The organism is Streptomyces sp. R44, from assembly GCF_041053105.1.
Classification (GTDB): Bacteria; Actinomycetota; Actinomycetes; order Streptomycetales; family Streptomycetaceae; genus Streptomyces.
In genome coordinates this window covers 7,205,110-7,230,227 of sequence record NZ_CP163444.1, presented here as the reverse complement: position 1 = coordinate 7,230,227, position 25,118 = coordinate 7,205,110, and the positions used below count along the sequence as shown (strand labels likewise).

At 71.1% G+C, this 25,118-nt stretch carries 26 protein-coding genes, 1 tRNA gene and 2 pseudogenes; 10 read left to right on the top strand and 19 right to left on the bottom strand.

What is annotated here, in order from left to right; genetic code table 11:
- Nucleotides 1-34: 34 nt before the first annotated feature.
- The 6 genes from AB5J54_RS33705 to AB5J54_RS33680 all read right to left on the bottom strand — a co-directional run bounded on the left by AB5J54_RS33705 (nt 35) and on the right by AB5J54_RS33680 (nt 5,238).
- A complete protein-coding gene (locus tag AB5J54_RS33705; protein ID WP_369147707.1) occupies nt 35-1,852 on the bottom strand; it encodes an ABC transporter ATP-binding protein in 1,818 nt (605 codons plus the stop codon).
- Nucleotides 1,853-1,942: 90 nt separating this feature from the next.
- Nucleotides 1,943-2,452 carry a hypothetical protein gene (locus AB5J54_RS33700; RefSeq protein WP_369147706.1) on the bottom strand — a complete coding sequence of 170 codons (510 nt, stop codon included), beginning with the start codon at nt 2,450-2,452 and terminating at the stop codon, nt 1,943-1,945.
- 83 nt (nt 2,453-2,535) lie between these two features.
- A tRNA-Leu gene (locus AB5J54_RS33695) sits at nt 2,536-2,620 on the bottom strand.
- Nucleotides 2,621-2,728: 108 nt separating this feature from the next.
- Nucleotides 2,729-3,892: an oxygenase MpaB family protein gene (locus tag AB5J54_RS33690; protein WP_369147705.1), complete on the bottom strand. Its 1,164-nt coding sequence runs from the start codon at nt 3,890-3,892 to the stop codon at nt 2,729-2,731.
- A 22-nt stretch (nt 3,893-3,914) separates the two neighbouring features.
- Nucleotides 3,915-4,967, bottom strand: coding sequence for a polyprenyl synthetase family protein (locus AB5J54_RS33685; protein ID WP_369147704.1), 1,053 nt, complete (start codon nt 4,965-4,967; stop codon nt 3,915-3,917).
- Nucleotides 4,960-5,238, bottom strand: coding sequence for a polyprenyl synthetase (locus AB5J54_RS33680; protein ID WP_369147703.1), 279 nt, complete (start codon nt 5,236-5,238; stop codon nt 4,960-4,962). The genes AB5J54_RS33685 and AB5J54_RS33680 overlap by 8 nt, the downstream gene beginning before the upstream one ends.
- 252 nt (nt 5,239-5,490) lie before the next feature.
- On the opposite strand from AB5J54_RS33680, the gene AB5J54_RS33675 reads away from it, so the two are divergent.
- Together AB5J54_RS33675 and AB5J54_RS33670 are read left to right on the top strand one after the other, a co-directional pair.
- A complete protein-coding gene (locus tag AB5J54_RS33675) occupies nt 5,491-6,357 on the top strand; it encodes a serine protease (protein ID WP_369147702.1) in 867 nt (288 codons plus the stop codon).
- 146 nt (nt 6,358-6,503) lie between these two features.
- A complete protein-coding gene (locus tag AB5J54_RS33670; RefSeq protein ID WP_369147701.1) occupies nt 6,504-6,797 on the top strand; it encodes an SCO0607 family lipoprotein in 294 nt (97 codons plus the stop codon).
- 7 nt (nt 6,798-6,804) lie between these two features.
- Here AB5J54_RS33670 and AB5J54_RS33665 read toward each other — a convergent pair whose 3' ends face one another.
- Together AB5J54_RS33665 and AB5J54_RS33660 are read right to left on the bottom strand one after the other, a co-directional pair.
- Entirely contained in the window at nt 6,805-8,529 is a 1,725-nt protein-coding gene (locus AB5J54_RS33665) for an acyl-CoA dehydrogenase family protein (protein ID WP_369147700.1), read from the bottom strand.
- Between the two features lie 42 nt (nt 8,530-8,571).
- Entirely contained in the window at nt 8,572-9,129 is a 558-nt protein-coding gene (locus tag AB5J54_RS33660; RefSeq protein ID WP_369147699.1) for a PadR family transcriptional regulator, read from the bottom strand.
- A gap of 132 nt (nt 9,130-9,261) precedes the next feature.
- Between AB5J54_RS33660 and AB5J54_RS33655 the strand changes: the two genes are divergently transcribed.
- Nucleotides 9,262-11,610, top strand: coding sequence for a macro domain-containing protein (locus AB5J54_RS33655; protein WP_369147698.1), 2,349 nt, complete (start codon nt 9,262-9,264; stop codon nt 11,608-11,610).
- A 91-nt stretch (nt 11,611-11,701) separates the two neighbouring features.
- On the opposite strand, the gene AB5J54_RS33650 is transcribed toward AB5J54_RS33655, so the two are convergent.
- Nucleotides 11,702-14,254, bottom strand: coding sequence for a discoidin domain-containing protein (locus tag AB5J54_RS33650; RefSeq protein ID WP_369147697.1), 2,553 nt, complete (start codon nt 14,252-14,254; stop codon nt 11,702-11,704).
- A 282-nt stretch (nt 14,255-14,536) separates the two neighbouring features.
- On the opposite strand from AB5J54_RS33650, the gene AB5J54_RS33645 reads away from it, so the two are divergent.
- From AB5J54_RS33645 to AB5J54_RS33635, 3 genes are all read left to right on the top strand, one after another.
- Nucleotides 14,537-14,779, top strand: coding sequence for a twin-arginine translocase TatA/TatE family subunit (locus AB5J54_RS33645; protein WP_369147696.1), 243 nt, complete (start codon nt 14,537-14,539; stop codon nt 14,777-14,779).
- A 147-nt stretch (nt 14,780-14,926) separates the two neighbouring features.
- A complete protein-coding gene (locus tag AB5J54_RS33640; protein WP_369147695.1) occupies nt 14,927-15,322 on the top strand; it encodes a BlaI/MecI/CopY family transcriptional regulator in 396 nt (131 codons plus the stop codon).
- A gap of 5 nt (nt 15,323-15,327) precedes the next feature.
- On the top strand, nt 15,328-16,260 hold the full coding sequence (locus AB5J54_RS33635; protein ID WP_369147694.1) for a M56 family metallopeptidase: 933 nt from the start codon (nt 15,328-15,330) through the stop codon (nt 16,258-16,260).
- Nucleotides 16,261-16,319: 59 nt separating this feature from the next.
- Here AB5J54_RS33635 and AB5J54_RS33630 read toward each other — a convergent pair whose 3' ends face one another.
- From AB5J54_RS33630 to AB5J54_RS33620, 3 genes and pseudogenes are all read right to left on the bottom strand, one after another.
- On the bottom strand, nt 16,320-16,583 hold the full coding sequence (locus AB5J54_RS33630; protein ID WP_369147693.1) for a GlsB/YeaQ/YmgE family stress response membrane protein: 264 nt from the start codon (nt 16,581-16,583) through the stop codon (nt 16,320-16,322).
- 22 nt (nt 16,584-16,605) lie between these two features.
- Complete coding sequence (locus AB5J54_RS33625; protein ID WP_369147691.1) at nt 16,606-17,061, bottom strand: tellurite resistance TerB family protein; 456 nt, start codon at nt 17,059-17,061, stop codon at nt 16,606-16,608.
- A gap of 248 nt (nt 17,062-17,309) precedes the next feature.
- A pseudogene (locus AB5J54_RS33620) lies at nt 17,310-17,489 on the bottom strand (sporulation protein); the annotation flags it as partial.
- A gap of 284 nt (nt 17,490-17,773) precedes the next feature.
- Here AB5J54_RS33620 and AB5J54_RS33615 point away from each other — a divergent pair.
- From AB5J54_RS33615 to AB5J54_RS33600, 4 genes and pseudogenes are all read left to right on the top strand, one after another.
- On the top strand, nt 17,774-17,926 hold the full coding sequence (locus AB5J54_RS33615; protein ID WP_369147690.1) for a hypothetical protein: 153 nt from the start codon (nt 17,774-17,776) through the stop codon (nt 17,924-17,926).
- On the top strand, nt 17,926-18,300 hold the full coding sequence (locus AB5J54_RS33610; protein WP_369147689.1) for a hypothetical protein: 375 nt from the start codon (nt 17,926-17,928) through the stop codon (nt 18,298-18,300). The genes AB5J54_RS33615 and AB5J54_RS33610 overlap by 1 nt, the downstream gene beginning before the upstream one ends.
- Before the next feature lie 201 nt (nt 18,301-18,501).
- The gene (locus AB5J54_RS33605) at nt 18,502-19,047 is read left to right on the top strand and encodes a hypothetical protein (protein ID WP_369147687.1); all 546 of its coding nucleotides are present in this window, start codon (nt 18,502-18,504) and stop codon (nt 19,045-19,047) included.
- A 194-nt stretch (nt 19,048-19,241) separates the two neighbouring features.
- Nucleotides 19,242-20,122, top strand: a pseudogene (locus AB5J54_RS33600) (IS5 family transposase).
- 15 nt (nt 20,123-20,137) lie between these two features.
- Here the strand turns inward: AB5J54_RS33600 and AB5J54_RS33595 are convergent.
- The 7 genes from AB5J54_RS33595 to AB5J54_RS33565 form a co-directional block, all read right to left on the bottom strand.
- On the bottom strand, nt 20,138-21,184 hold the full coding sequence (locus AB5J54_RS33595; protein WP_369147686.1) for a hypothetical protein: 1,047 nt from the start codon (nt 21,182-21,184) through the stop codon (nt 20,138-20,140).
- Nucleotides 21,185-21,201: 17 nt separating this feature from the next.
- Nucleotides 21,202-21,786 (bottom strand): TerD family protein, encoded by a 585-nt coding sequence (locus AB5J54_RS33590; RefSeq protein WP_369147685.1) that lies wholly within the window; start codon nt 21,784-21,786, stop codon nt 21,202-21,204.
- A 162-nt stretch (nt 21,787-21,948) separates the two neighbouring features.
- Nucleotides 21,949-22,134: a hypothetical protein gene (locus AB5J54_RS33585; protein ID WP_369147684.1), complete on the bottom strand. Its 186-nt coding sequence runs from the start codon at nt 22,132-22,134 to the stop codon at nt 21,949-21,951.
- A 30-nt stretch (nt 22,135-22,164) separates the two neighbouring features.
- Nucleotides 22,165-22,665, bottom strand: a complete 501-nt coding sequence (locus AB5J54_RS33580) for a flavin reductase family protein (protein WP_369147683.1) — start codon at nt 22,663-22,665, stop codon at nt 22,165-22,167.
- Nucleotide 22,666: 1 nt separating this feature from the next.
- Nucleotides 22,667-23,035: a hypothetical protein gene (locus AB5J54_RS33575; protein ID WP_369147682.1), complete on the bottom strand. Its 369-nt coding sequence runs from the start codon at nt 23,033-23,035 to the stop codon at nt 22,667-22,669.
- Nucleotides 23,036-23,063: 28 nt separating this feature from the next.
- Nucleotides 23,064-23,873, bottom strand: a complete 810-nt coding sequence (locus AB5J54_RS33570; protein WP_369147681.1) for a 4'-phosphopantetheinyl transferase superfamily protein — start codon at nt 23,871-23,873, stop codon at nt 23,064-23,066.
- Nucleotides 23,866-25,101 carry an alpha-hydroxy acid oxidase gene (locus AB5J54_RS33565; protein WP_369147680.1) on the bottom strand — a complete coding sequence of 412 codons (1,236 nt, stop codon included), beginning with the start codon at nt 25,099-25,101 and terminating at the stop codon, nt 23,866-23,868. The genes AB5J54_RS33570 and AB5J54_RS33565 overlap by 8 nt, the downstream gene beginning before the upstream one ends.
- Between the last annotated feature and the right edge of the window lie 17 nt (nt 25,102-25,118).

Genomic DNA, 25,118 nt, shown 5'->3' with positions numbered 1-25,118 from the left:
GGGGCCTGCACACCGGCTCCCGCGAGGTCCTCCGTCAGAGCACGACCGCCCCCGCCGGGCTGTCGTCGAGGAAGCCGCCCGACTGGTGCTGCCACAGCCTCGCGTACGCGCCCTCGGCGGTGAGCAGCTCCTGGTGGGTGCCCTGCTCGACGATCCGTCCGCGGTCGAGGACGACGAGCCGGTCCATCGTGGCCACCGTGGACAGCCGGTGGGCCACCACGAGCGCGGTCCGTCCGTCCATGAGCCTCCACAGCGCGTCCTGGACGAGGACCTCGCTCTCGGAGTCCAGGGCGCTGGTCGCCTCGTCGAGGAGGAGGATCGGCGCGTCGCGCAGGATCGCCCGGGCGAGGGCGACCCGCTGGCGCTGGCCGCCGGACAGCTTCACACCGCGCTCGCCGACCATGGTGTCGAAGCCTTCGGGGAGCGCGTCCGCGAACTCGGTGACGTGTGCCGCCTCGGCCGCGCGCCGGATCTCGGCGTCGGTGGCGTCCGGCCGGGCGAAGGCGATGTTCTCCCGGAGGGTGCGGTGGAACATGGCGGGGTCCTGCGGCACGTACGCGATCATGCTGCGCAGTTCGGTCTGCCGGAGCCTGCTGATGTCCTGGCCGCCGATGGTGATCCGGCCACCGTCGATGTCGGTCATCCGGAGGAGCAGCCGGGTGAGCGTGGTCTTGCCGCCGCCGGACCGGCCCACGAATCCGATCTTCGCGCCGCTGGGCACGTCCAGGTCGAGGTCCTCGAAGAGCGGCTTCGCGCCCGCGTGGGCGAAGCTCACCTTCTCGAACCGCACCCGGGCGTCCTCGGGCCTGAGGGGTTCCGGGGATTCGGGGTCGAGGACGGTCGGCCCTTCGAGGAGGAGTTCCGTGAACTGCGCGGCCTCCGTCATCGAGCTCTCCAGGCGCCGGTAGATCTGGTTGAACTCGAACATGATCCGGGTCGCGTTGGCGTAGTAGGTGAAGGCGACGATGACGGCCTCCACGCCGTGCTCTCCCCCGCCGAGGGCGACGGCGAGGACGAGTCCCAGGACGTTCGTCAGGATGGACATCGGGGCGATGAGCGTGTCGATGCGCAGGTTGCCGTAGTCCCAGGAGCGCAGGGTGAGCTTCCGCGACTCCGCGACGCGGGAGCGGTGTTCGGCGGCCTCGCGCTTCTCGGCGCCGAAGGAGCGGACGGTGTCCATGTTGGTGAGGCTGTCGGCGACGTGGCCGGAGACCCGGGCGATCGCCCGTTCGCGCTGGGCGACGAGCGCCTGCCGGCGGCGGATCAGCGGGACGACGCCCACGCCGGTGACGGCGATGAGGAGCAGGAGTCCGACGACGAGCAGCGGGTCGTACTGCCAGAGCACCACCGAGGCGAAGAGCAGCGGGACGAAGTTGCCCATGACGGAGAAGGTCAGGGTGTCGACGCACTCCTCGAAGCGGGAGGCGAAACCGAGGACGCGTTTGGTGAGCGAGCCGGCGAAGTTGTCGTGGAAGAACGCCGCGTCCTTGGCGAAGAGTTCGTCCATGCCGATGACGTACAGGTTCTCGATGCCGCGGGCGTCGACGCGGTTGAGGCAGTGCAGCCCGAGGCGCGTCAGGGCCTCCGCGAGCAGCAGGACCCCGGCGAAGACGAGGACGTACGGAAGCAGTGCGTCGAGCCCCGTGCCGGTGCCGTCGCCGGCGATGCGGCCGACGAGCTTGGCGACGACGAGCGGGGCGATGTAGTGGACGCCGATGTTGCCGAGCGCCGGCAGGAGCAGGGCGGGAGCGGCCAGCCATCGGAGGCGGACCAGTTCTCGTGCGTAGAAGCGGACGGCGAGGAGTACCGAACCTTTGTTCGGCAAACCTTCGCGCGATTCAGGTGATCCCATGACCAACCCTGTGCAGTCGTACCGAAGGTGACCAAAAGGAGTCTGCCGCGCCGGTGCTTCCGGGGTCCAAGCATTTTCGCCCGGGGCCGGTCAAGAGCCTTTCGCCGGCGACGGATTGACGGCGTCGAAGACCATGACTCCGGCCCGGGGATCCAGATGGAACGAGCCGGTGTAGACGTTCCGGGTGACCTCGGAGGTGAACTCCTCGCTCGTCCGCCATTCCGCGCCCTTCGGCACCTTGGGCGCGATACCGCCGAGGACGTCCGGCGGCACCTCGGCGGCCACCCAGTCGTACTCCTTCAGGAGCCGCTGGACGTCCGCCTTCGCGAGGGTCGCCACCCCGGAGATCCGGATGTCGGTGGGCCCGGGAACCCGGGAATCCGCCGTTCCGAGGGGGACCGCCGCCCATTCGACGCCGGTGAAGTTCCCGAACTGCGGGAACCGCTCCTCCACCGGCTTCCGGTCCCGCTCGACCTTCACCTCCGGCGGCTGTTGCGAGGCCGTGCGGCTCGGCGGCTCGGCGGCTCCGGCGCACCCGCCGACGAGCGCGACCAGCAGCAGGACTCCGACCGCCGTACGACGCGGATCCCCCGGAATCATCGGCCCCCCGTTCCCCGTGACGACACACGGAAACACCATGTGGTGGCCGGGATGATCCCGACCACCACATGGTGCGTTTCCTGTGTCCGAGGGGGGACTTGAACCCCCACGCCCGATAAAGGGCACTAGCACCTCAAGCTAGCGCGTCTGCCATTCCGCCACCCGGACCGGGTGATTGTCGTTTGGGGTTTCCCCCGCGGCGACAGAGAACAATCTACCAGGCTTCCGGAGTGCTCTTCACCCGCGTTTCCGGTGGTCAGCGGGGTGCCGGGCGCATCACGGGGAGACCGTCGAGGCCGGCGGGCTCCAGCGGCGGGTGCGGGGCGGTCCCGACGGCAGGCCGTAGTCCTTCCTGAGGTGTTCGGGGATGGCGTAGTGCATGACGCGGCCGCGGGTGAGGGAGGACAGTTCGAGGACGGTGGTGAGGTGGCCGAGCCGGTCCAGGGCCCAGGCGCCGAGCGGGGAGCGGTCCTCGATGGTCTCCAGGACGCCGAGGAGATGGGGGACGGACTTCACGACGGTGTCCCAGGGGGTGCGGGGCACGTCGAGCCAGTCCCCGCAGGTGTCGCCGACCAGGTAGCGGATGAGGGCGGAGACGATCGGGTCGAAGAAGGTGCCGGGCACGACCTCCTCGTAGAGGTCGATCAGCTGCCGGGTCAGATGGACGCCCTCGGGGGACGGCCCCATGTGGCGGATCATGTACAGGTCGAGGAAGCGACGGGCCTCGTCGAGCGTCTTGGGCACGGCCTCCTGGTCGACGCCCAGCATCGCGCCAACCACGCGCCAGGCGTAGGAGTAGGCGTCGGCTCCCTCGGCGGACATGTGGATGCCGAGGCGGTGCAGGCTGTCGAGGACCAGCATCGAGAAGAACATCTGCCCGCCGATCATGTCCTCCTGGCAGATCGGCACCCCCAGGGCCTCGACGTCCCAGCGGTTCTCGCGCCTGAGGTGGTGCCGGATGGAGGCGTGCAGCAGGCGGACCTTCTGCGCGGCGGGGATGAAGCGGCTGCCCGCCTCGAAGGCGTCGGGCTGCATGAGGTGGACGGTGAACTGTCCGGTCTCCGCCATCCGCTTCGAGGGGTACTTCAGACCGTGCGTCGCCGACAGCAGCTTCGCCACGTGCGGGACCAGGTAGCAGGCGGGCATGGAGGCGAAGGACAGCGCGGTGGAGATGTGCACGTTGTTGTCGATGAAGAACAGCCGGGCCTTCTCCATCTCCGCCCAGTCCACCCAGGACGGCGGGGCACTGGTGGCGTGGAGGTACTCCCGGGCGACCTCGGGCAGCCCGTCCGGCAGCGGGGATCCCGCGGTGGACACGTACCGCATGAGGGTGTTGAAGGTGCCGACCTCCCCGCGTTCGAAGAGGGTGGCGACCGTGGCGTCGGCGAGTTCGTCGCCGCTCCGCCGCAGGGCGTCCATCGACGCCTCGGTGATGCTCATGGGCAGGGCTCCTTGTTCTGCGTCAGGAACGGCGGACGGCGGCCGAGTGCGCCAGGGCGGTGAGCGCGGCGGCGGGGGCGGCGGGCAGGTTCAGCTCGTCGAGGGCGCGGAGGGCGTCCCCGACCCGCTCGGTGATCATGACCTCGACACGCTCGGGCGCTTCCAGACGCCGCATCACCTCGCGTACGGCCTCCAGGGCGTCCCCGTCGGGCTCGCGCCGGGCGAGCAGCTCGCGCAGCCGCCCGCGCTCCTCCTCGCCGGCGAGCCGCCAGGTCTCGGCGAGCAGGGTCGTGGGCCGGTTGCCGCGGACGTCGTCTGCGCCGGCCTTGCCGGTGGTCTCCGGGTCGCCGAAGAGGCCCAGCAGGTCGTCCCTCAGCTGGAACGCCTCGCCCAGCGGCACCCCGTACGCGGAGTAGCCCTCGCGCAGCCGTCCGCCCGCCCCGGCCAGGGCGCCGCCGATCAGCAGCGGCTGCTCGACGGTGTACTTGGCGGTCTTGTAGCGGATCACCTTCAGCGAGGCCGTCGTGTCCGGGGCGGCGCCGGTGCGCAGGATCTCCAGGCACTCACCGGCGACGAGGTCGCGTGCGAGGGACGCCCAGAGCGGGCGGGCCCGGCCGAGGTAGGCGGCGGGCAGGCCGCTGGTGACGAAGAGCTGCCCGGCGAGCGACATGAGCAGGTCGCCGAGGAGCATCGCGAGCGAGCGGGCTCCAGCGGCGGGCCGCGGGTGGTGTTCCACGGCGGCGCGCAGGGCCAGGTGTGCGGTGGGCCGGCCGTGGCGCAGGGGGCTGTCGTCGATCAGGTCGTCGTGCACGACGGCGGCCGCGTGCACGAGTTCCATGGCGGACGCCGCCCGCACGAGGGCGTCGCTGTCGGGCTGTCCGACCGCGCGCCAGCCCCAGTAGCAGAACGCCGCCCGCAGCCGCTTGCCGTCGGCGACGGTCGACTCCAGCTGCTGGGCCACCGGGCCCAGCGCCGGGTCGACCGCGGTGAGTTCGGCGGCCTCCCCCGCGACGTAGCTCCGGAGCACGTCGTCGACGCGCGTCTTGAACGCGGCCGACTCCCACCGCTCAGCCACCGTCGCCGGCCCGTCGCGCCAGCACGTTCCGGGCGAGAACCTCCAGGTGGGCGGGGGGCGGGGAGAGGTACCGGTCGAGTGCGAGCCGGCCGCGCGCCTCCAGGTCCCGCTCCGCCTCGGCCGCCACCTCGGCGGCGTCCGAGCGCCTCAGCAGGCCCCGTACGAGTCCGAGGCCCGACCCCAGCGTGCTCACCGCCAGATCGGCGAGGCCCGCCGCCACCAACACCGCCCGCTCGTCCAGGCCCCCGCGGGATCCCGTCTCTCGCGTCATGTCCACTCCCCACCCGACAGCGTCGACGTCACTCCTTCCAGACTCGCGCCGGACGTGCGGGGACGACGCCGGAACTCACGAACGAGTGATCATTTCGCGGAAGGGTGGACACGCGCGTCCCTCCCAACCCCGCACGCCCTCTTGCCACTTGGACGACTCCCTTCCAAGAATGCACATGACAACCGAAGGATTCTCGGTTGCACCGTCCTTCGACGGTCCATCCGAACGGTTCATTCAGAGGGGAACCCCCACATGAAGAAGCCTCTCGCCGGCGCCCTGCTCGCCCTGCTCCTGACAGGAGCGGCGGCAGTCCCGGCCGCGGCCTCCGCACCCCGGGAGACGGTCGCCCAGGCACCGGTCGCCGCAGCGCAGCCACAGGCCGTGGCCGCCGTCGACTTCGCGGGAACGGTCGCGCTCAGCAACTGTTCCGGCTCCGTCGTCCGCACGCCCAGCTCCCTGCCGTCCGACCCCGCGCTGGTCCTCTCCAACGGCCACTGCCTGGAGACCGGCATGCCGACGGCGGGCCAGGTCATCAAGGACCGGCGGTCCAGCCGCTCGTTCACGCTGCTCAACTCGGCCGGCACCGGGGTCGGGACGCTGCGCGCGAGCAAGATCGCGTACGGCACGATGACGGACACGGACATCTCGATCTACCAGCTGACCAAGACGTACGCGCAGATACAGAGCACGTACGGCATCAGCGCCCTCACCCTCAACGACGCCCACCCGACCCAGGGTTCCTCGATCAGCGTGGTCTCGGGGTACTGGAAGCGGATCTACAACTGCAACGTCGACGGCTTCGTCTACCGCCTGAAGGAGGGCGGGTGGACCTGGAAGGACTCGGTCCGCTACACCTCCTCGTGCAACACCATCGGCGGCACCTCCGGCTCGCCCGTGATCGACACGGCCACCGGCAAGGTCGTCGCCGTCAACAACACGGGCAACGAGAGCGGTGAGAGCTGCACCGTGAACAACCCGTGCGAGGTCGACGAGAACGGCACCGTGACCGTCCGCCAGGGCATCAACTACGCCCAGGAGACGTACACGATCGTTCCCTGCATCGGCCCCGGCAACGTGATCGACCTGAACCGCGCCGGCTGCGCCCTGCCCAAGCCGTAACGGCCCCGCCGCCTCCGCGGGCCGGCCCGGTCCGGCCGGTCCGCGGAGACGGTGTCCACGACTCACCACCAGGTGAGTACGCGTACTCATCACCAGGCGCCCTCGCTCGCCGAGACTGTTGATCACCAGCGAGAGAGGCAATGAAAGTGACCACCAAGCAGACCCGCCGCACCCTCCCCGTCCTTGCCGTCGCGGGCCTGACCGCGACCCTCCTCCTGACGGGCTGCTCGATCCAGGACCGCGTGTGCGGCTCCGGCAGCTACCCGGTCAAGGCCGTCGGCAACTCCACCGGCGGGGACTGCGTGGCCGACGGCCAGGAGCCGCCGGAGGGCTGGGTCCGCTACCCGGCCGGCCAGGTGCCCGAGTACGTGGGCGACGAATGGGACCGCTACTGGGACACCGTCGTCGTGGACAAGGACGGCCGGGTCGTGCCGAACTGACGAATCCTCAGGGATTCATCTCGTACGCCCCCGACAGCGCCTCGACGCGCTGCCAGACCCGCTCCGAGCGCGCCTCGTCGACGACGGGGCGGCGGACGGCGCCGAGCGCCCAGAGCTGCTGCTGCTCGGTCGCGGAGTCCTTGCCGTGCAGCTCGACCGCGTGCGCGGAGAAGTCGCGGACGAGGACGGCGAACAGCTCGTCGAGGACGTCCTCGTCGAGACCGGTCAGGGCCGCCTGCTCCAGGACCAGCTGCCCGTGGACGACGAGCGCGAAGAGCTGGCCGACGGCGAGGAGGAGATCCAGGTCGCGGCTCTGCTCCTCGTCGGGTGCGGACTTGAGCACGAACTCGCAGAGCGCGTCGGCCTGTTCGCGGAAGCGGGAGACGTTGGCCACGTGCGCGTACGTGTCGTAGGCCGGGCGCCAGTCGTGGAAGCGGACCGAGCCGAGACCGCGGGCCGGCCCCTGACGGAAGAGGAACGTGTCGTCGGAGGCGTCCAGCCGGGTCGGGACGGGCTCGTACCCGACCGGGTCGAGGAGGTGGTTGCGCATGAACTTCAGGATCAGCGCCAGGTTGACGTGGACCGTGCCCTCCAGCTTCGGCAGACCGCGGATCTCCACGGCCGCCTCGGCGAAGTAGTTGTCCTTCTCGAAGCCCTTCGCGGCGATGACGTCCCACATCAGGTCGATGACCTTCTCGCCCTCCGTGGTCACCTTCATCTTCGTCATCGGGTTGAAGAGCAGGTAGCGGCGGTCGTCGGGTCCCGCCGTGCGGAAGTAGTCGACGGCCCGGTCGCTGAACAGCTTCATGCCGACCAGCCGGACGTACGCGTCGGTCAACTCGCGCCGCACGTGCGGGAAGACGGTGACCGGCCGGCCGTACAGGATGCGGTTCTGCGCGTGGGTGACGGCCTCGTACATCGCGTGCTCGCAGATGCCGATCGAGGCGGTGCACAGGTTGAACTTGCCGACGTTGACCGTGTTGAGGGCGGCGTCGAAGGCGGCACGGCCGGTGTGGAGGACGTCCTCGGCCGCGACCGGGTAGTCCTCCAGGCGGAACTCGCTCACGTACTTCGAGGAGTCGACGACGTTCTTGACGAGGTGGTACGCCGGGTGGCGGCTGTCGGCGGCGAAGAAGACGTATCCGTCGGGGCCTTCCACGTCGGTGCGGCGCCCGAAGACGGAGACGAGCCCGGCGGCGTTGCCGTTGCCGATGTAGTACTTGGAGCCGGTGGCGCGGAAGCCGCCCGAGCCGTCGGGCTCCAGGAGCATGTCGGTGGAGTAGATGTCGGCGCCGTGGGACTTCTCGGAGAGGCCGAAGGCGAACACCTCCCCCTGGGAGAGGAGTTCGGCGGCGCGGGCGCGGGCGGCGGCGTTGTCGCTCTGCCAGACCGGGCCGAGGCCGAGAATGGTGACCTGCCAGGCGTACCAGTAGTCCAGGCCGTAGAAGCCGAGGATCTCGTTGAGGGCGGCGATGCGGGCGGTGTCCCAGCGCTTGTCGCCCTCGTCCGCACCGGCGGCGGAGGACGGCGTGAGGAAGGTCGCGAAGAGCCCTTCCTCCGCGGCGAAGGCGAGGAAGTCGCCGAGCCAGGCCCGGGTCCGGTAGTCCTCGATGATCCGGCGCTTGCCGCGCGCCTCGAACCAGTCGACGGTGGCGCGCAGCAGCCGGCGGGTCTCCGGGTCGAAGTGGGCGGGGTCGTAGGTGTGCGGGTTGAACAGCAGCGGGTCGGCCATGACGTCCGCCTTCCAGGGGTCGAGGGGTGGGTACGGCTCGGTTCAGCGCCCGGCGTCGAACCGGGCGAGCGTGGCGAGGACGTCGTCGAGCCAGGCGATCATCATCCGCTCGTACGCGATGCCGCCGCGGAGCACGGCGTGCTGGAGCTCCCGCTCGGCGTCGAGCGGACCGTCGGCGCCGGACTCCGGGAAGTCCCGGGCCTCGCCCGCGAGGTAGTGCTCCAGGCGGTCGGTGTGCGCCTGCCGGTGCCGCTCGACCTCGCCGATCAGCGCGGCCGGATCGTCGAAGGCGGCACCGCGGATCTTCACCGCGAGGTCGTGCCGCACGCTCTCGGGCTCGATCGGTGCGGCCAGCCACGCGGAGAGCGCCTCCCGGCCGGGCCCGGCGACGGAGTACTCCTTCTTGTCCGGGCGGCCCTGCTGCGGCACGTCCCGGACGTCCACCCAGCCGTCGCCCTCCATGCGCTTGAGCACGCGGTAGATCTGCTGGTGGGTGGCGGTCCAGAAGTATCCGATGGACCGCTCGAAGCGCCGGGCCAGCTCGTAGCCGGATCCGGGCTTCTCGAGCAGGGAGACGAGGATCGCGTGGTCGAGCGCCATGCGCCAGATCTTGCTATGCAACGAGTTGCATAGCAAGGCGGACGGGGGCGGTGAGACACGGCTCACGGGCGTTGTCAGTGGTGCGCGATAGCTTCGAGAACGTTCGGAAGAGGGCACGAGGAGGGGGAATTCGTGGGTGTCGAGCGTGCGTTGAAGGTCGTTCTCGTCGATGTCAACGACGAGGTGGTGGCGGCCTGGAAGTCCGCGTTCGCGGACACGCCGGAGGTCGAGATCCGGCGGGGTTCCGTTCTCGACGTGGATGTCGACGCGTGGGTGTCCCCCACCAATGCGCGGGGCCGGATGGACGGAGGGGTGGACGCCGTCGTCAAGCGGCACCTCGGCGCCGGGGTCCAGGTGCGGGTGCAGCGGGCGATCCGGGAGCGGTTCGGCGGGAGCCTGCCGGTGGGCAGCGCGGTGTGCGTCCCGTCCGGGGCGGCCGTGCCGCGGTATCTGATCTCGACGCCGACCATGCGGCAGTCCTCGCAGAACGTCAGCGACACGATGAACGTGGCGCTGGCGTGCGCGGCCGCGTTCCAGGCGGTGCACCTGCAGAACCTGGCGAAGCCCGGCAGCATCCGGTCGGTGGCGCTCGTCGGAATGGGCGCGCGGACGGGCCAGGTGCCCGCGCAGGTGTGCGCGAATCTGATGTGGACGGGCTACACCCTGTTCCACGACCACGGGTTCGCGGACTACGAGGAGTTGCGGGCGGCGGTACTGGGCCAGCTGGACGACATCGAGGGCGCGGGCCCGACGCAGCGGGTGCGGATCAAGACGCCGGCACCGGCCGCCCAGGCCCAGGTCCCGGCCTCGACCCCGGCCCCGGCCCCGGCTCAGGTCCCGGCCCCGGCTCAGGGCCCGGCCCAGGTCCCGGCCGAGGTCCCGGCCCAGACGCCCTCCCCCGCGCCCTCGGGCGACCCCCTGGGTCTTGCCGAGCTGTTCAAGGGCGGTGGTGAGCCGTGGCTGCCGCTGCTCGGCCCGGTGATCGAGGCGCAGCCGGGGGCCGGGGCCTTCATCGGCCCGAAGCGGAGCCCCGAGGTGGTTCCGGTGCGGGAGCTGACCTTCCAGGCGCTGAAGCCGCATCCGCCGCACAAGTGGAAGGTGGTCGCCTTCGGGCAGAACCCGTATCCGCGGGCGGAGAGCGCGACGGGCATCGCGATGTTCGACAACACCTTCCACGACTGGAAGGACAGTCAGTTCGGCCGGGTGGTCAGCATCCGCTGCATCATCAAGGCGGCCGCGATGTGGAAGTACGGCATCGCCAAGAAGACGCCGATCGCCGACGTCCGGGCGCTGCTGAAGAAGGAGGACACGGTCCAGCCGCCGGAGTGGTTCCAGGCGATGCTCACCCAGGGCGTGCTCCTGCTGAACGCCTCACTGACGGCGAGCGCGGACGGTGCGGTGCCGACCGATCAGCACACCTCCTTCTGGCGGCCCGTGGCCGAGCAGATCGTCGAGGAGATCCTCCGGGCGAAGCAGGACGCCGAGGGGGAGGACCGCGGGGTGGTCTTCGCCTGGTGGGGCGCGCACGCCAGGAGCCTGAAGCGGGTCGTCCAGCGCCTTGAGAAGAAGTACCCGGGGGTCGAGGTCCGGCACCTGGACCACGCGAATCCGGCGGCGCAGGGGGACATCTTCTGCGAAGGCGACCATTTCGCCCAGGTGAACGACGCCCTGGCGGCGGTGGGGGCGGAGCCGGTCGACTGGCTGCCGAGCAAGGGCTGGGACCAGCACGCGACCGACACCGCGGGCTCCGAGCGGATGGGCGCGTTCATCGCGTCGACGATGGAGCTGCACCAGCTCTATCTGGAGCGGCTCACGAGCGTCAAGGACGAGGGCCTCGTCCTGCCGCCGATCACCGGAGTCTTCGACACCCCGCTGATGGACTTCCGGAAGGCCGTCGAGCCGGTGACGCGGGTGCTGGCGAATCTGGACCGGTACGTCGAGCGGTCGACCCGGTTCGCGGAGACGAAGGCGGCGCAGCCGGAGGTCTCGGGCGGCCTGTCGGCCGACGCGATCTCCGCGCTGTACCTGTACACGTGCGAGTCGGCGTTCTACCGCGAGATCAACGCCGTGCTGAGGTCCCCGGACCGGGAGAGGCTGACCCCGTACCTGCCGTACCTGCGTCTGCTGTTCTCGGCCGTGGCCGAGCTGCCGGCGCAGACACGGCCGCTGTGGCGGGGCGTGGCCCTCGACCTGCGTTCCCAGTACCCGCTGGGGCGCACGGTGACCTGGTGGGGCGTCTCGTCCTGCACGTCCGAGCCGGGCGTGGCCCGGGGCTTCCTCGGCAGCCGCGGCCGCCGCACCCTGTTCGAGGTGACGCCGGCGCGTGCGGTGGGGATCCGCCGCTTCTCCGCGTTCACGGGCGAGGAGGAGTACATCCTCACCCCGGGCACCCAGCTGAAGGTGACGGACGTGAAGACCGAGCGCGGCGGCCTGTGCACGGTCCGCCTGACGGAACTGGAGGGCCAGGGGCAGGTGTCGTAGACACGGGTCGGCGAAACCCGCATACGGGCAGGGGCCGTCCCGGATCGCTCCGGGACGGCCCCTGCCCCGCGGCTCCTCAGGAGACGGCTCCTCAGGAGACGGTGATGAACCGGGCGATGCTCGGCACCCCTTGGGCGTCCAGGGCGAAGAGCATGTAGGTGCCCGGCAGGACCACGCCCTTGTCGGCCGGGACGGACACCGTGTACGTGCCGGGTGCCGTGGCCGTGGAGGCCAGCGGGACCCGCCGCTGGTCGTTGTCCGTGGAGTGGGTCGCGGCCGCGGCCCGTATCAGGACGAAGGAGGCCACCGGCTTGTCGGTGGTCACGGTGAGCGAGGTGCCGGCGGCGGCCCGGGGCGGCACGTCCCCGGTGAAGGCGGGACGCGGCTTGGGCGAGCCGTCGGCGTTGAGCAGGTACGGCGGGGTGAACACGGCCCCGTCGGCGTGGTTGGTGGCGCAGTCGCCGCACAGGCCGCCGCCGCCGGAGAAGATCCGTCCGTCGGGCAGCAGGTTCGCGACGCTGTGGTAGTTGCGCGGGATGGCCATGGTGGCGAGCGGGCTGAAGCGTCCGGTCACCGGGTCCCACAGCTCGGGGGTCAGCACGGACGTGGCGTCGCTGAACGGCACGGGGTACGACTCCCCGCCGAACACGGCGACCTTGCCGTCGGGCAGGACGACGCTGTTGCTGTAGGCACGGGCGTAGCGCATGTCGCCCGTGCGCGCGGTCCGGACCTGACCGCCGTCGATGCTCACGGTGTACGCGCGCCGGGTGGCGGACGACTTCTCGTACGCGGGCGCGCCGCCCAGGGTGAGCACCTTGCCGATGTCGTACGCGACGGCGTTGCCGTTCATGGCGTCCTGGCTGTCGGCCCGGGTGCCGGCGGAGGTGATGCTCCCGTTCCCGCCGGTGGTGATCCAGTTCATCCGCTTGCTCGGGCCCAGCTGGAGCACCTTGCCGCCCGAGGTGGCGTACAGCCACATGTGGTTGTCGGCGCGGTAGGCGCCGCGCGGGTCGGCCGTCAGCGCCGGGGCGGCCTGGACACCGGGGAGCTTGCGCCAGGTGCGGGTGTCCGGGGACCAGACCTCGCCGGCCTTGTCGCCGGCGGCTCCGCTCCAGGATCCGCCGAGGACGAAGGCCTCGCCGGTGGAGAGCAGGGTCATGGCCTGGTAGCCGCGGGCGATGTTCATGTTCGTGGTCGCGGACCAGGTGTCGGTGGCCGGGTCGTAGATGCTCGCCTTCTCCGCGTTGCTGCCGCCGGTGACCAGGACCCGGCCGTCGGCGAGCATCGCTATGCCCGGGCAGAACATGTCGTGGCCGGTGTTGTCGATGCGGCGCTGGGTGACCCGGCCCGTCTTGAGGTCCAGGATCGCGGTCTGGGTGTAGCCGTTGTTGCCGCCGAATCGGTCGACGGCGTACGCCGACCAGGCCAGGAGTTTGTCGCCGGGCAGGACGGCGCTGGCCACCGGTACCAGGGGGAAGCCGGTGATCCGGCTCCAGGAGCCGTGGGCTGCCGGGCCGGCCGGTCCGCTCAGGCGTATCTCGGCGGCGGAGGTCCAGGGCCCGCGGTCGCCGGCCTCGCGGGTCACGGTCAGGCGTATGTAGCGGGCGTTGGTCGCGCGGGTGAAGGTGGCGGTCTTGACGGTGTCGTCGTCGCGCCAGGTGCCCGTGGCGACCGCTGCGCCGAAGGTGGTGCCGTCGGTGCTGGTGGTGATGGTGTACGCGCCCGCGCGGCCGTTGGCGCTGTCCTTGCGAGGCTGGTAGACGAGGGCGGCGACGGCCCTCGTGCGGTGCATGTCGATGGTGATGCTGTGCGGCAGCGGGGCCGGGGTCCCGGAGTACCTGCTGTGCCAGTGGGTGGCGGGGTCTCCGTCGAGGACGTTGGCCGCGCGGCCGTTCTCCTTGAGGGTCTCCTGGTCGCTCGCGACGGCCGTCCATCCGTTGCGGGGCAGATCGACGGTGGCCGCCGGGGTTCCGGGGTCGCCGAGGAGGTTGAGCTCCGCGGCGGAGCTCCACGGGCCGCGGTTGCCGGCCTCGGTGACGGCGGTGAGCCGGACGAACCGCGCGCCCTGCGGGGCGAAGCCGAGGGTCTTGGCGCCGGCGTCGTCGGCGAGAGTGCCGGTGGCGACCGGGCTGCCCCAGTTCTGGCCGTCGGCGCTCAGGGAGATGCTGTACTCACCGATGCGCCCGTTGGTCCCGGCGGTGCGGGGCTGGTAGACGAGCCCCGAGACCACCGCCGTGCGGTGCATGTCGACGGTGATGCTGTGCGGCAGCGGGACCGGGGTCCCGGAATAGCTGCTGTGCCAGATGGTGGCGGTGTCCCCGTCAAGGACGTTGCCCGCGCGGCCGTTCTCGCCGGTGGTCTCCTCGTCGCTCGCCGTGGCGGTCCATCCGGTCCGGTCGAGCGCGGGAGCCGCCGGCTCCATGGCGTTCGCCGGGGCCACGCCGTGATGGGGCGACTGCTGCGCCGCCTGCTGGTCGCCGGCCCCCGGCGTCGGCCGGGGCGCCGGACCCCGGCCGCCGACCCCCGTACTCGCCACTCCGAGCAAGGGGGTGAGCCCGACGAGCAGCGAGCCGAGGGCGAAGGCTATGAGCAGGGGGGAGCGGCGAAACGCTCCGGCAAGGGCGCGTATGCGTCTGGGCGGCAATCGGACCTCCTGGGCGAACCGTGAAACCGTCGCGGGCCCCTAGAACATAGGTCAGAACGGTCCAACTCGATCGGCAAACACCACAGTTGGCCTGGACCGAGACCGCGACACGACACCCACGTCGACGCGGGGCAGACGGGCGAGGAGGGGGCGGCCCGGAAGAGGGCGGGGACGCCACTCCTGGACAAGCCGGTCACCGGCGAACTGGGGCGCCCGGACCCCCGCCATCCTCTACGCCGCTGTAGATTGAAGACCCGGTCCACCCTCTTGAACGGGAGAGACATGTTCGGCATCAGCGAGATCGCCATCCTCCTCATCGTCGTCATCGTGCTGCTCGGCGCCAAGAAGCTGCCCGAGTTGGCCCGCAACGCGGGCAAGGCCGCCCGGATCCTCAAGAGCGAGACCACGGCGATGAAGGCCGACGGCCAGACAGCCGAGCCGCAGGCCACGTACCAGGTCACCCGGCCGACGGCACACCAGGGCGATGCCCCCGGGCCCGGCGCCCCGCGGACGCCGCATCCGTGACACGACGCCTTCGACGGCCGAAGCGCCATCCCGGCCGGAGCTTGCCGCCGGGCGGACGCGGGCAGAACGCCGACCGGCCGGGACGTGACGCATCGGTACGATGGGCCGCTTCGTCACGGTAGGCGGGCATCGAGGGAGGTCGACGGCATGGCGGACGAGGGCCGAGGGCGGCAGTCCGGACGCAGGCGTGGCCAGGGAGAGCTGGAGACGCAGGTGCTCGCCGTCCTGCGCGAGAGCGCGGGCGCGCTGACCGCCGGCCAGGTCCAGGAGGCGCTGGGCGGCGACCTCGCCTACACCACGGTGATCACGATCCTGACGCGGCTGCACGTCAAAGGCGCCGTCGTCCGTGAGCGGGCCGGACGGTCCTTCGAGTGGACCGCTCTGGCCGACGAGGCCGGGCTCGCCGCTCTGCGGATGCGCAGGGTCCTGGACGCCGAACAGAACCGCGAGGCGGTCCTCACGAGCTTCGTGACCACGCTGTCGCCCGACGACGAGCGGCTGCTGCGTTCACTGCTGTCGGAACCGCCGTCAGGAGAGAGCTGACACGCGTGGGAGTCTTCGTCTTCCTTCCGCTGGTACTGCCCCTGACCGCATGGCCGATCGCCCGGCTGGCCGAGAGGCATCTGCACCCCAGAACCGCCACATGGCTCCTGAGCGGCGTCGCCGGAGTCTTCGCCGTGTGCAGCACGTTGTGCCTGGGGCTGCTCATGGTGGTGGGCACGGCCCAGCTACCCGGCAATCCCCTGCCCGACGGCTGGTCCGACCCGGAGGTACGCGCGGCCGTCCCGTACGACGAGGTCGCCGGCAAGGCCGCGATTCCGGCGCTGGTCGCCGTACTGGTCTCGTGCGCGAGGACGGCGTGGCGCCATCTGGCCGTGCGCAGGCGGGCCGAGCGCGCCCTGGCCGGCCTGCCGACGAGGCCGGTGGCCGTGCTGCCGGACCCGGCGCCGTACGCGTACGCGCTGCCTGGCCGCCGCGACCGCGTGGTCGTCACCACCGGCATGCTGGCGGGACTCACCGCCCCGGAGCGACGCGCGCTCTTCGCCCATGAACGAGCCCACCTCGCGGGGCGCCATCACCGGTTCCTTCTCGCCGTACAGCTCGCCGCGCGTGCCAACCCCGTCCTACGGCCACTGCGCACGGCGGTCACGTTCACCGCCGAGCGGTGGGCGGACGAAGAAGCGGCGAACACGGTGGGCGATCGGCGGACCGTGGCCCTGGCGATCGGCAAGTCGGCCTTGGTCTCCCAGGGTTCGCCCGTCGCCACTCTCGCGCACTTCGCCGCGCCGGCGGGGCCCGTTCCGCGCCGGGTGGCGGCGCTGCTGGGCCCGGCACCGACGGCGCGGATCTGGCCGCCCGTCTTCACCAAGGTGAGTCTGGCCGCCTGGACGGCCGCAGCGGGCATCACCGCCTCGGCCCTGTCGTCGGCGAACGCAGCCATCACTCTCGCGGTCATCCTCCATGCGGCCACGCCCATGTAGGAGGGTCCGCGGGACGGGGGCGGCGGTGGCGGCCGCTCCCCCGCACCGGTCGGTCGCGATCAGCCACGCGACTTGAGGCGCTCCAGCGCCGCCACGCCGAAGGCCGCCAGGGCGATCTGGATGAGCCATTCGATCCAGTCCACGCCCTTCGTGTCGGCGACACCGAGCGCAGCGGCGATCGCTGTGCCGATGAAGGCGGCGACGACACCGACGGCGATGGTCCACAGCACGCCGATCCGCTGGCGACCGGGCAGCACGAGCCGGCCCAGCGTTCCGATGACGACGCCGATGACGATGGCGCTGATCACACCGGATATCTCCATGTCGGTTCTCCTCCCGACCTGACTACAGGTCGAACTCGTGCGGCGGCAGGTCGAGCGTGAAGCACGCCTCGCGCACCACAGCCTGCTCGGTCTTGTCGAAGTCGCCGTCGGCGCCACCGATCACGATGCCGATCTGGATGACGGCACGTGCCTCGGCCGGCTTCTTCTTCGCCTTGGCGATCTCCTGGAGCACGCTGACCTTGCCGAAGTCGAAATCGGCGGTGAGCTTGTTCAGGTTCTCGTCGAAGCGGCGCTGGAGATCGGTCGCGTCGAAGTTCCGCAGTACCTCGTTGGTGGCGATCAGCTGTGCCACGCGCTGCCGCTCGGCCGGGTCGATCGTTCCGTCGGCGGCGGCGACGAGCGCGCACATCGCCATGCTCGCGTCGCGGAAGGCACCGGACTTCAGGTCGTTCTTCTTGGCGTTCAACTGGGTCTGCATCGTCGATGCGGACTCCTTGATGCGGTCCCACAGGGCCATCGACCACTCCATCGGTTCAGGGAGAGTCCGAAGCGGGTGGCGGACACACCGCCTGCCCGGACACCTCCTTCTTCTACATCAATGTAGAAGCTATCAGGGGCGGTCGCGATCGACCGCCGCGCCAGGATCCGTGTACCCGGCCCCGGGACACCGAACCAAGCCCACACGCCGGATGCCACGACGGCCGGCACCCCCTGCCGCCACCGCGGCACGGCCGTCAGGACCCACGGGCGCCGAGGCCGCAGACCCTGCTGCCCGGTGCCGCCGATGCGACCGAGCTCCAGGTCGGCCGACTTGAAACCGAAGCCCAACTGGCCGAGAGCCTCCAGGACCGCCTCCTGCGTGGGCAGCGGCCGGACGGCCAGCAGGTCCATGCCACCCTTGTCGCGCGAACCGGCCACGCCGAGTTCGGTGCGTACGCCCATCACGCCGGTAGACGAACAAGCCGGCCGCCTGCACGCCCGGCTTCCCGGTCAACACCTCGCAGGGGTAGGTCACCTGAACGACACCAGGCCGCCCGACGACGCGCACCCGAACCCCGTCCGCGGGTCCGCCGCTGAACACCGCGGACTCCCACGCCCCTTCTCCTGCTGACAGGATCACGCTCGGCGTCCGGTCTCGGGGCGGGACGGGACGGGACGGGACGAAAGCGCAGCCGGGGAACGCGGTGCGACCGGCTAGGACTTGTCCGGCCGATCATGTACGGAGCCAGATGACGAGGGTTCCCACGTCCCTTGCCGTGTCCGACGCCATCACCCACTACCGCCAGCTGCGCGAGCTGACCATCGACGAGCTGGCCTACGTGCTCTTGATGCTCGACCACCCGATCTCTGCGCTTACGTGCTCGAGACGACTCCCGCAGTGATGCTGTCGCAAGTCCCCATCGACATGCCGGAACCTGATGGGCCCCTCGCCACCGGGCTGCCGAATGACGTCGACCAGGCTGAGCTGCGTGCCTGGCTGGAGGGGAAGACCACGCTCGACCGCGAGGCGCGGGTGAACTGGTGGAAGGAGCGGGTCGCCCGTCTCCGGGTCCGGGCTGCGCATCATGAGGAGCAGCTGCAAGGTGCGCACGCGGAGCTGCGTGAGCTCGGCGACCTGACGCTGCAGGAAGCGGATGCCCAGCCCGTCCTGTGTTTGCAGTACCGAATCCGGGACGGCGAGCACGCGCTCAATCAGGCAGAGGTCGCACTGGCGTTGACGGCGCAGCGGCTCGACAACTTCCCCGAAGACGTCTGACGACTGAGTTTCGACCACTCAAGGGTGGCTATGAAGGCTGACTCTGACAGATATTCTGCTGTTTGCGTGGCACCTCTGATATAGCAACCAGCAGTACTGGCAGTGCTGCTGCCGGCGCCCCAGCCACCGCAGAGCTGACGCCGGCCGACCATACAGAACGAACGAAGGGAGAACACTGTGAACTCCACAAGGACCACATATGTGACGCGGGCCGGGATAGCCGCATCCATCGCGGCTCTGGCCCCGGGCGCACTGATGCTCACGGGCTGCGGCGCGAGTAGTGACGCTGCTTCCTCGAAGGGCCCCAGCAGCAGCCAGGCCTCCAGCTTCGACGGTGCCTACATCTCCATCACCGATGGGGCCCGCGGGGAGATTGCAGCCATCGACGGTCACGAGATCACGTACATCGACGTCTCTGCTGGCGACCTGCAGTGCAAGCTGACCACGATGGCCCTCGACGACATCAAACACCGCGCGATCGTCAAAGACGGTAGAACCGACAAAGGGCAGTACCAGGTCGTGTCGACCGGCACAATCAACGACGGCCGGACCAGCGTGCTCTGGAACGATGTCAACGGCTCTGATCAGACGGGCACCGACCCGGGATCAGGCGCGCTTTCGATCTCGAGTGATATGATCACGCTCGGATACACCTTCGACTACTCGATCGACCAGGTCCAGCTCATCCCTGTCGACAGCGGCCAAGCAAAGGCATTGATGGCCAAGGACTGCGACCAGCACAGCTGAAGGTCATTCCGCCCAGTCGGCACAGAATCCTGTCGACATCGCATCCATGGGATTCTGCTTTCTCCCTGACGCATACTCCCGGAGCTGCTGTGCCGGTACTGCTTCGGCTGCTGGCTCGGTGAGGACCGTCGAGGAGGCTTGGACTTGTCCGGCCGATCATGTGACTACTCCGCCGTTGTGTCGTTGATGTGGACATGGGGCGGGGAGATCTGACGGATGCCGAGTGGGAACGGCTGCGGCCGTTCCTGCCGGTCAGCAACAGGCGTTGTGGCAGGTGGCGGGATCACCGGCAGGTGATCGACGGGATTCTGCACCGGGTGCGGACCGGCGTTCAGTGGCGTGACCTGCCCGAACGGTTCGGCCCGTGGAAGACCGTCTATGAACGCCATCGCCTGTGGTCGGCCGACGGAACCTGGGAACGCCTGCTCCAGCAAGTCCAGGCCGAGGCCGACGCTGCCGGGGAGATCGACTGGGACATCTCGATCGATTCCACCATCGTGCGGGCACATCAGCACGCCGTCGGCGCCCGCACAGAACCACCGCCGACTCCCGCCTCAAAGGGGGACGCAGCGGCAGAACACCAGGGCGAAACACCATGGCAGAGCCTCGCCGCCCGCCTGGTGGAGGCGGTGCAGGAGGTGAAGGCCTGGGCCGCTCGCGCGGCGGGTTCACCACCAAACTCCACCTGAGCGCGGACTGCACCCAGTTCAAGCCCGTGCTGGAGAAGATCCGAGTCCCGCGCATCTGGCCCGGCAGGCCACGCAAGAAGCCTGACAGCCTCGCCGCCGACAAGGCCTACAGCAACGGCCCATGCCGCGAGTATCTGCGGCGCCGGAGCATCCGGCACACGATTCCGGAGAAGACCGACAGTCAGGCCGCCCGCCTGCGCAAAGGGTCACGCGGCGGACGGCCACCCGGCTTCGACGAAGAGCGGTACAAGGAACGCAACACCGTCGAGCGGGCGATCAACCGGCTCAAGCACGCCAGAGCAGTAGCCACCCGCTACGACAAGCGCGGCTACGTCTTCCTAGGGACCGCGACTGCCGCAACCCTCGTCATCTGGCTCCGTACATGATCGGCCGGACAAGTCCTAGTCGCCCCCGCCGTCTCCCCCTCCATCGCCGCCACCGGAGTCGCCCGAATCGCCGCCGTCCGAGCCCCAGCCGTCTCCTCCGCCGGGTTCGTTGTCGTCGCTGCCACTGCCCAGGTTGCTGAACCAGGAGCGGTCCCAGTCAGTGTCGGTGACGACCGGATCACCGCCATCCGTCCGGCGCCGCGCCGACCGGAAACGCGCCAGGCCCGTCGTGTCCCCGAGGCCGAACGCGACCGCGAAGACGTGTGCCATGACCGCGTCCAGCGGGTCCCGGCTCTCGTGTCGCACGGGGGCAAGAGGGAGCAGGACCGATCCCGGCTCGACGGTCTGCCGCCGGGGTGGACGTGACAGCAGGGCGACGGGCTGTTCGTCGCGCAGTAGCCAGGAACTCATCGTGGTGGACCTCCGCAGCAGCCACCGTCGGCCCGAAAGTTCCACCTCCACGGAGCTCTTCGACTTGCGCAGCTTCTTCGTCAGCCTGAGGCTGGCGGGATCGTCGCCGACGGTCAGGCGCAATCCCTTCGCCGGGTCGTTCGAATCGCGCTGGAAGCCCTGTGGTGCCCGCAGCCGTACGACCGGAGCCTGGGGCCCCCACACGTCCACGCGGACCAGGCGCCGGTCCACCGCAACCGCGATCGGCCCCGCGGGGCCCTCGGCGTACCGCCGCGCGATCCACAGCGGGACGCCTTCGGTCCAGGCCCTGCGGGCCAGTGCGCCCACACCCTCCGGCCCGCCGCTCAGCCGCACAGCCAGCTCCCCCAGCTGCTCGGCGAAGTCAGCGGCCTGCCGCACTCGCACCGGCGTACTGGTGCCGGTGACGCGGGTCACCGGCACGACACCGGGCCCCTGCGCCAGCCGCGCCAGTGGCCGTTCGGTCCCTCCGCCACCGAGCCAGTTCCCCCGCTGATACGCCTCAGCCATGGCGCCCAGGTTCAGCTCGGTCAGGGACGTGATCCTGCCGCCCCTGCGCAACTCCTCCTCGGTCAGCTCGACCCTCCGAGCCAGCGGATTCCACGAACGCTCGCCATAGAGCACCTGGCTCACCACAACCCCCGTACCCGTTACTTGCTGACCGCGAAGCGCATCAGGGCGTGCTCGTCGCCCTGCTTGATCTTCCCCGTCACGTTGATCACTTCGAGCTTCCACGCGTCGCCGACGCGCAGCGCCTTGGCCACCGCGCAGCCGTTGTCCTGGGTCAGCAGGCTGGGCCAGACGTCGGCGACCTGCTGAGAGCTTCCCCCGGTCGCGTCGTACACCTTGAAGCTGATGTTGCGCGCCTTCTGGAACGAGCTGCCCTTCTTGTACGCGGCGGCGACGAACACGATCGACGTGATGTTCGCCGGGATCCGCGCGAACTCCACGGTGACCGTCTCGTCGTCGCCGTCCCCGTGTCCGGTCTGGTTGTCACCGCTGTGGATCAGCGAGCCGTTGCCCATGGGGTCGAGCGAGTCGAGCCCCGCGAGGCGCACGGGGTCCCCGCCCTGCATCGCGACGGCGATCAGGTCGAGGTCGGTGCCGGTCTTACGCCTCAGCTTGCCCAGCACACCGCCGGAGCTGCCGGCGGTGGGGTCCCAGGAGACGCCTATGGACAGGTGAGTCACTCCGTCCAGGTCTGCCGGGCCGTCTTCCTTGGTCAGCGTGATCATGCGCGCTTCCTCTGTCGAAGGTTCTCCCACCCTCAGAGTGTGCTGGAGGACGTGACGGTTCCTCGAAATGGGTGGAACCGCAAGAGCCTTCACGGCGGGCGCTGCTCGCCGGCCCCCAGGTGCGGTCCCGAACACCCGATGGGCATGGCGGCGGCTCCCGGGTCAGTGCTGTCCGGCGAAGTGGGCGTGCACGGAGGTGAGGAGGAGGCGCAGCCGTGCGGTCGTCACCGACGGCATGACGGGCGCGAAGGCAGCGTCGAGTGCGGCGGGCGCGCGGCACATGGAGAGGGCTCGCTGGAGCCGGCCCGCGAGATCGGCGACTCTGCCGTGGCAGTCGGGGTGGTCCATGGCGACCAGATCACGGGTGGCGTGGCCGGGTCAGCCGCCTACGGCGTGCTGCTGGCGCTGGTAGAGCACCAGGGCCGGGGCGGTGGGGTCCTGCGCGGTCCACAGGACCCGGCCGATCAGCAGGGTGTGATCGAGCACGGTGGGCGCCTGGTCGAGGCGGCACACCACGGTTGCGGCGGTCGCCGCCAGGACCGGGCAGCCCTGCTCGTCCCGGTGGGGGACCCCGTCGAAACGTTCCGCTGCGGGCAGCCGGGCGAAACGGTGCATCAGATCCCTTTGCTGCCAGCTGAGGATGTTGACCGCGAAGCCTCCGTATGTGCGGGCGTGCCGTACGGTGCGGCCGCTGGTGGCGAGCGAGACGAGCACCGAGGGCGGTTCGGTGGACAGGGAGAGCACCGCGTTGGCGGTGCAGCCGACCGGGCCGTCGGGTCCGGCGGTGGTGATGACCGCGACGCCGGTGGCGAGCTGCGCCATGGCGGAGCGGAACTCCTCACGGTCGGGCAGCGTGGTGGGGGTGGTGGGCGCGGTCACGTCACCAGGTTCCTTCCAGGAGGCGGGTGCGGTGGGTGCCTGTGGCGGGCGGGCCCTTGGGGGTGGGGCGGGGCGGGCCGGACACGGCTGGGCGGGCGGTGTTGAGGGTGGCCGGGACGGGGTTGTCGAGGCGGCCGAGGTGGACGAGGGCGTCGGGAGCGCCCCGGTACGCGAGCCTGCGCCCGCCGGGCAGGTTGTTCAGGGCTCGGTCGTGGTGCGAGAAGGAGCCGGTGGCCGGGGTGACCGCGAGCCGCACCGAGCGGGCGGTCAGACGGGCGCGGGCGGGGGCCCGCGCGGCCAGGTGGCCGGCGAGGTTCTCCGTGGAGCAGCTCGGTCCCCGGCCGGGGGGTCGGGTGGCATCGGTACGCATCGGCTCCTCCGCAGGACGGGCGTGGTGGTCAGGACGTTCGGGACGCCGAGTCCCGGCCGCTGCGGGGGGCGTCCGCCGGATGCGCGGGGTGTGCCTCGGGCGGTCCGAAGGCGCAGGCCAGGGCGACTGGTTCGGCGTCGGCCGCGTCGTGCCAGGGCGGTCGTCGCCAGTGCAGCGCCCCCGAGGTGCCGGCCTGGCTGCCCGGGTCGACGCGCACCCGCCAGGGCGCGCCGGACAGGCCGGTGCCACGCGCCTTCACGCACGCCTCCTGGACGCTCCAGATCCGGGCGAAGGCGAGGGCGGCCCGCTCGGGCGGCAGGTTCGCCAGGTGCGCCGCCGTCCCGGGTGCGCAGCAGCGGCGCAGCAGGGCGGCCAAGGGAGGCCGGGGCACCTGGGCGTCGACGCCGACGTCCAGTCCGGTGGCCACGGCGGCGGCCGCATAGGGGCCGCTGTGCGAGATGCTCACCCCGGTGTCCGGGGAACCGGGCAGCCGGGGCCGGCCGGCCGGCTCGGGGACCACCGGGGCGCGGGCGTCCTCCTCGCCGGCGACCTCGGCGAGCAGCAGCCGCAGCAGTGCCCGGCCGGCCAGGTGCTCGCGGGCCCGCCAGGCCGCCATGCCGGCGGCCGAACGGTACTCCTCGGGGCGCAGTCGCCACACGGCCGCGGGCGTCGCCAGCACGGCGTCCACGGGTGCCAGGGCGACGACGACGCCGGGAGCCGGTGTCCACAGGCGGGCCCAGGGCGCACCGGGCGGACCGGGCGGACCGGCGGATCGGACGCCCGACTGGCGCCGGGTGGGGGGCGCGGCGGCCGACGGGAGAGGGGCGGTGTCAGGCAAGGGTGGTCTCCTGGTCCAGCAGGCTGCGCGAGCCGTTGGCCAGATGCAGCCGGTCGTTGCCGTGGTTCAGCGGGGCAGACCGCAGATCGCGCAGGGCGCGCTCCAGGCCGAGCGGCTGGTGGCGCAGGTGGTCGTGGCGCATCGCCCGCACGGTGTCGATGCGCCGGCGGGCCCGGGACAGCCGGGTCAGCAGCAGCTCGCTCTTGAGGTTGCGGCGGCGGAGTTCCTCGGCGCCGCGCAGCAGCCGCAGGGTGCGGGAAAGGGCCCCGGCCGCGGTGCCCAGCCGGCAGGCGCTCCAGCCGCGGTGGGCCAGGGGCGCGAGGACGTCGACCGTGACCCGGCGGAAGTCGCCGTGCCTGCCCATGACGTGGTTGTGCGGCACCGCCCCCGTGAAGCGCATCGGCACGCTGTGCGTTCCGCGCATTCGGGCCACACCGCGCTCCGGGTCGGCCGCCAGGGCGTGCAGGGCGGGACGGCCCACCAGTGTGGCGTCCGCACCCACCGCCGGCGCCGTGAGGACGCCCCTGCCACGCCGCACTCCCCCGTCGACGAGCACGGGGCAGGTCCGGTCGACGGCGGCCACGACCTCGGGCAGCACAGTGAGCGTCGCGGGAGCGCCGCCGAGCTGCCGCCCACCGTGGTGGGAGACCACCATGCCGTCGACGCCCGCCTCCACCGCATGCCGCGCGTCGGCGGCGGTGAGCACGCCCTTGACCAGGACGGGCAGCACGCTGACGGAGCGCAGCCAGGTGACGACCGACCGGTCCAGGGACGCGTCGAAGTCGGTGAGGGCGTGATCGCCGGGCGAGCCGAAGCCGTCACCCGTGAGGTTCGCCGGCGCGATCCCGACGGGGAGCCTCAAGCCGTTGCGCAGGTCCCGCAGCCGGCGCCCCGGCCTGGGTGCGTCCACGGTGAGCACGAGGGCCTCGAAGCCGGCGCGTTCGGCCCGGCCGACGAGGTCCCGGGTGGCGGTCTTCGTGCGGTGGGCCATGGGCGCGATCGCGGTCGGCGCGGCCCAGGTCCGGCGGAGAACACGGGTCGCGGTGCCGTCAGTACCGGCGCCGGTGAGGACGCCGGGATGCAGCTGGAGGCGGTCGTACGCCTCGGTGTTGGCGCGCCGCGTCCACTCGTCGCCCGCGCCCCCCTCCAGGAGGTCCCAGGTCTCCGGGGCCTGCCGGGCGCGAGCGAGAGGGGCGAAGTCGTGCAGGGTGAAAGCGTCCTCGGCCACCGGTCCCGGAGCCGCGC

What these genes read in the sequence shown, in the direction of transcription:
- AB5J54_RS33640 (WP_369147695.1), top strand. Translation starts at nt 14,927, where the DNA reads ATGGCGGACGAGGGCCGAGGGCGGCAGTCCGGACGCAGGCGTGGCCAG.
- AB5J54_RS33625 (WP_369147691.1), bottom strand. Translation starts at nt 17,061, where the DNA reads ATGGCCCTGTGGGACCGCATCAAGGAGTCCGCATCGACGATGCAGACC.
- AB5J54_RS33665 (WP_369147700.1), bottom strand. Translation starts at nt 8,529, where the DNA reads ATGGCCGACCCGCTGCTGTTCAACCCGCACACCTACGACCCCGCCCAC.
- AB5J54_RS33675 (WP_369147702.1), top strand. Translation starts at nt 5,491, where the DNA reads ATGAAGAAGCCTCTCGCCGGCGCCCTGCTCGCCCTGCTCCTGACAGGA.
- AB5J54_RS33645 (WP_369147696.1), top strand. Translation starts at nt 14,537, where the DNA reads ATGTTCGGCATCAGCGAGATCGCCATCCTCCTCATCGTCGTCATCGTG.
- AB5J54_RS33610 (WP_369147689.1), top strand. Translation starts at nt 17,926, where the DNA reads ATGCTGTCGCAAGTCCCCATCGACATGCCGGAACCTGATGGGCCCCTC.
- AB5J54_RS33660 (WP_369147699.1), bottom strand. Translation starts at nt 9,129, where the DNA reads ATGGCGCTCGACCACGCGATCCTCGTCTCCCTGCTCGAGAAGCCCGGA.
- AB5J54_RS33590 (WP_369147685.1), bottom strand. Translation starts at nt 21,786, where the DNA reads ATGATCACGCTGACCAAGGAAGACGGCCCGGCAGACCTGGACGGAGTG.
- AB5J54_RS33585 (WP_369147684.1), bottom strand. Translation starts at nt 22,134, where the DNA reads ATGGACCACCCCGACTGCCACGGCAGAGTCGCCGATCTCGCGGGCCGG.
- AB5J54_RS33690 (WP_369147705.1), bottom strand. Translation starts at nt 3,892, where the DNA reads ATGAGCATCACCGAGGCGTCGATGGACGCCCTGCGGCGGAGCGGCGAC.
- AB5J54_RS33630 (WP_369147693.1), bottom strand. Translation starts at nt 16,583, where the DNA reads ATGGAGATATCCGGTGTGATCAGCGCCATCGTCATCGGCGTCGTCATC.
- AB5J54_RS33680 (WP_369147703.1), bottom strand. Translation starts at nt 5,238, where the DNA reads ATGACGCGAGAGACGGGATCCCGCGGGGGCCTGGACGAGCGGGCGGTG.
- AB5J54_RS33705 (WP_369147707.1), bottom strand. Translation starts at nt 1,852, where the DNA reads ATGGGATCACCTGAATCGCGCGAAGGTTTGCCGAACAAAGGTTCGGTA.
- AB5J54_RS33700 (WP_369147706.1), bottom strand. Translation starts at nt 2,452, where the DNA reads ATGATTCCGGGGGATCCGCGTCGTACGGCGGTCGGAGTCCTGCTGCTG.
- AB5J54_RS33575 (WP_369147682.1), bottom strand. Translation starts at nt 23,035, where the DNA reads ATGCGTACCGATGCCACCCGACCCCCCGGCCGGGGACCGAGCTGCTCC.
- AB5J54_RS33615 (WP_369147690.1), top strand. Translation starts at nt 17,774, where the DNA reads ATGACGAGGGTTCCCACGTCCCTTGCCGTGTCCGACGCCATCACCCAC.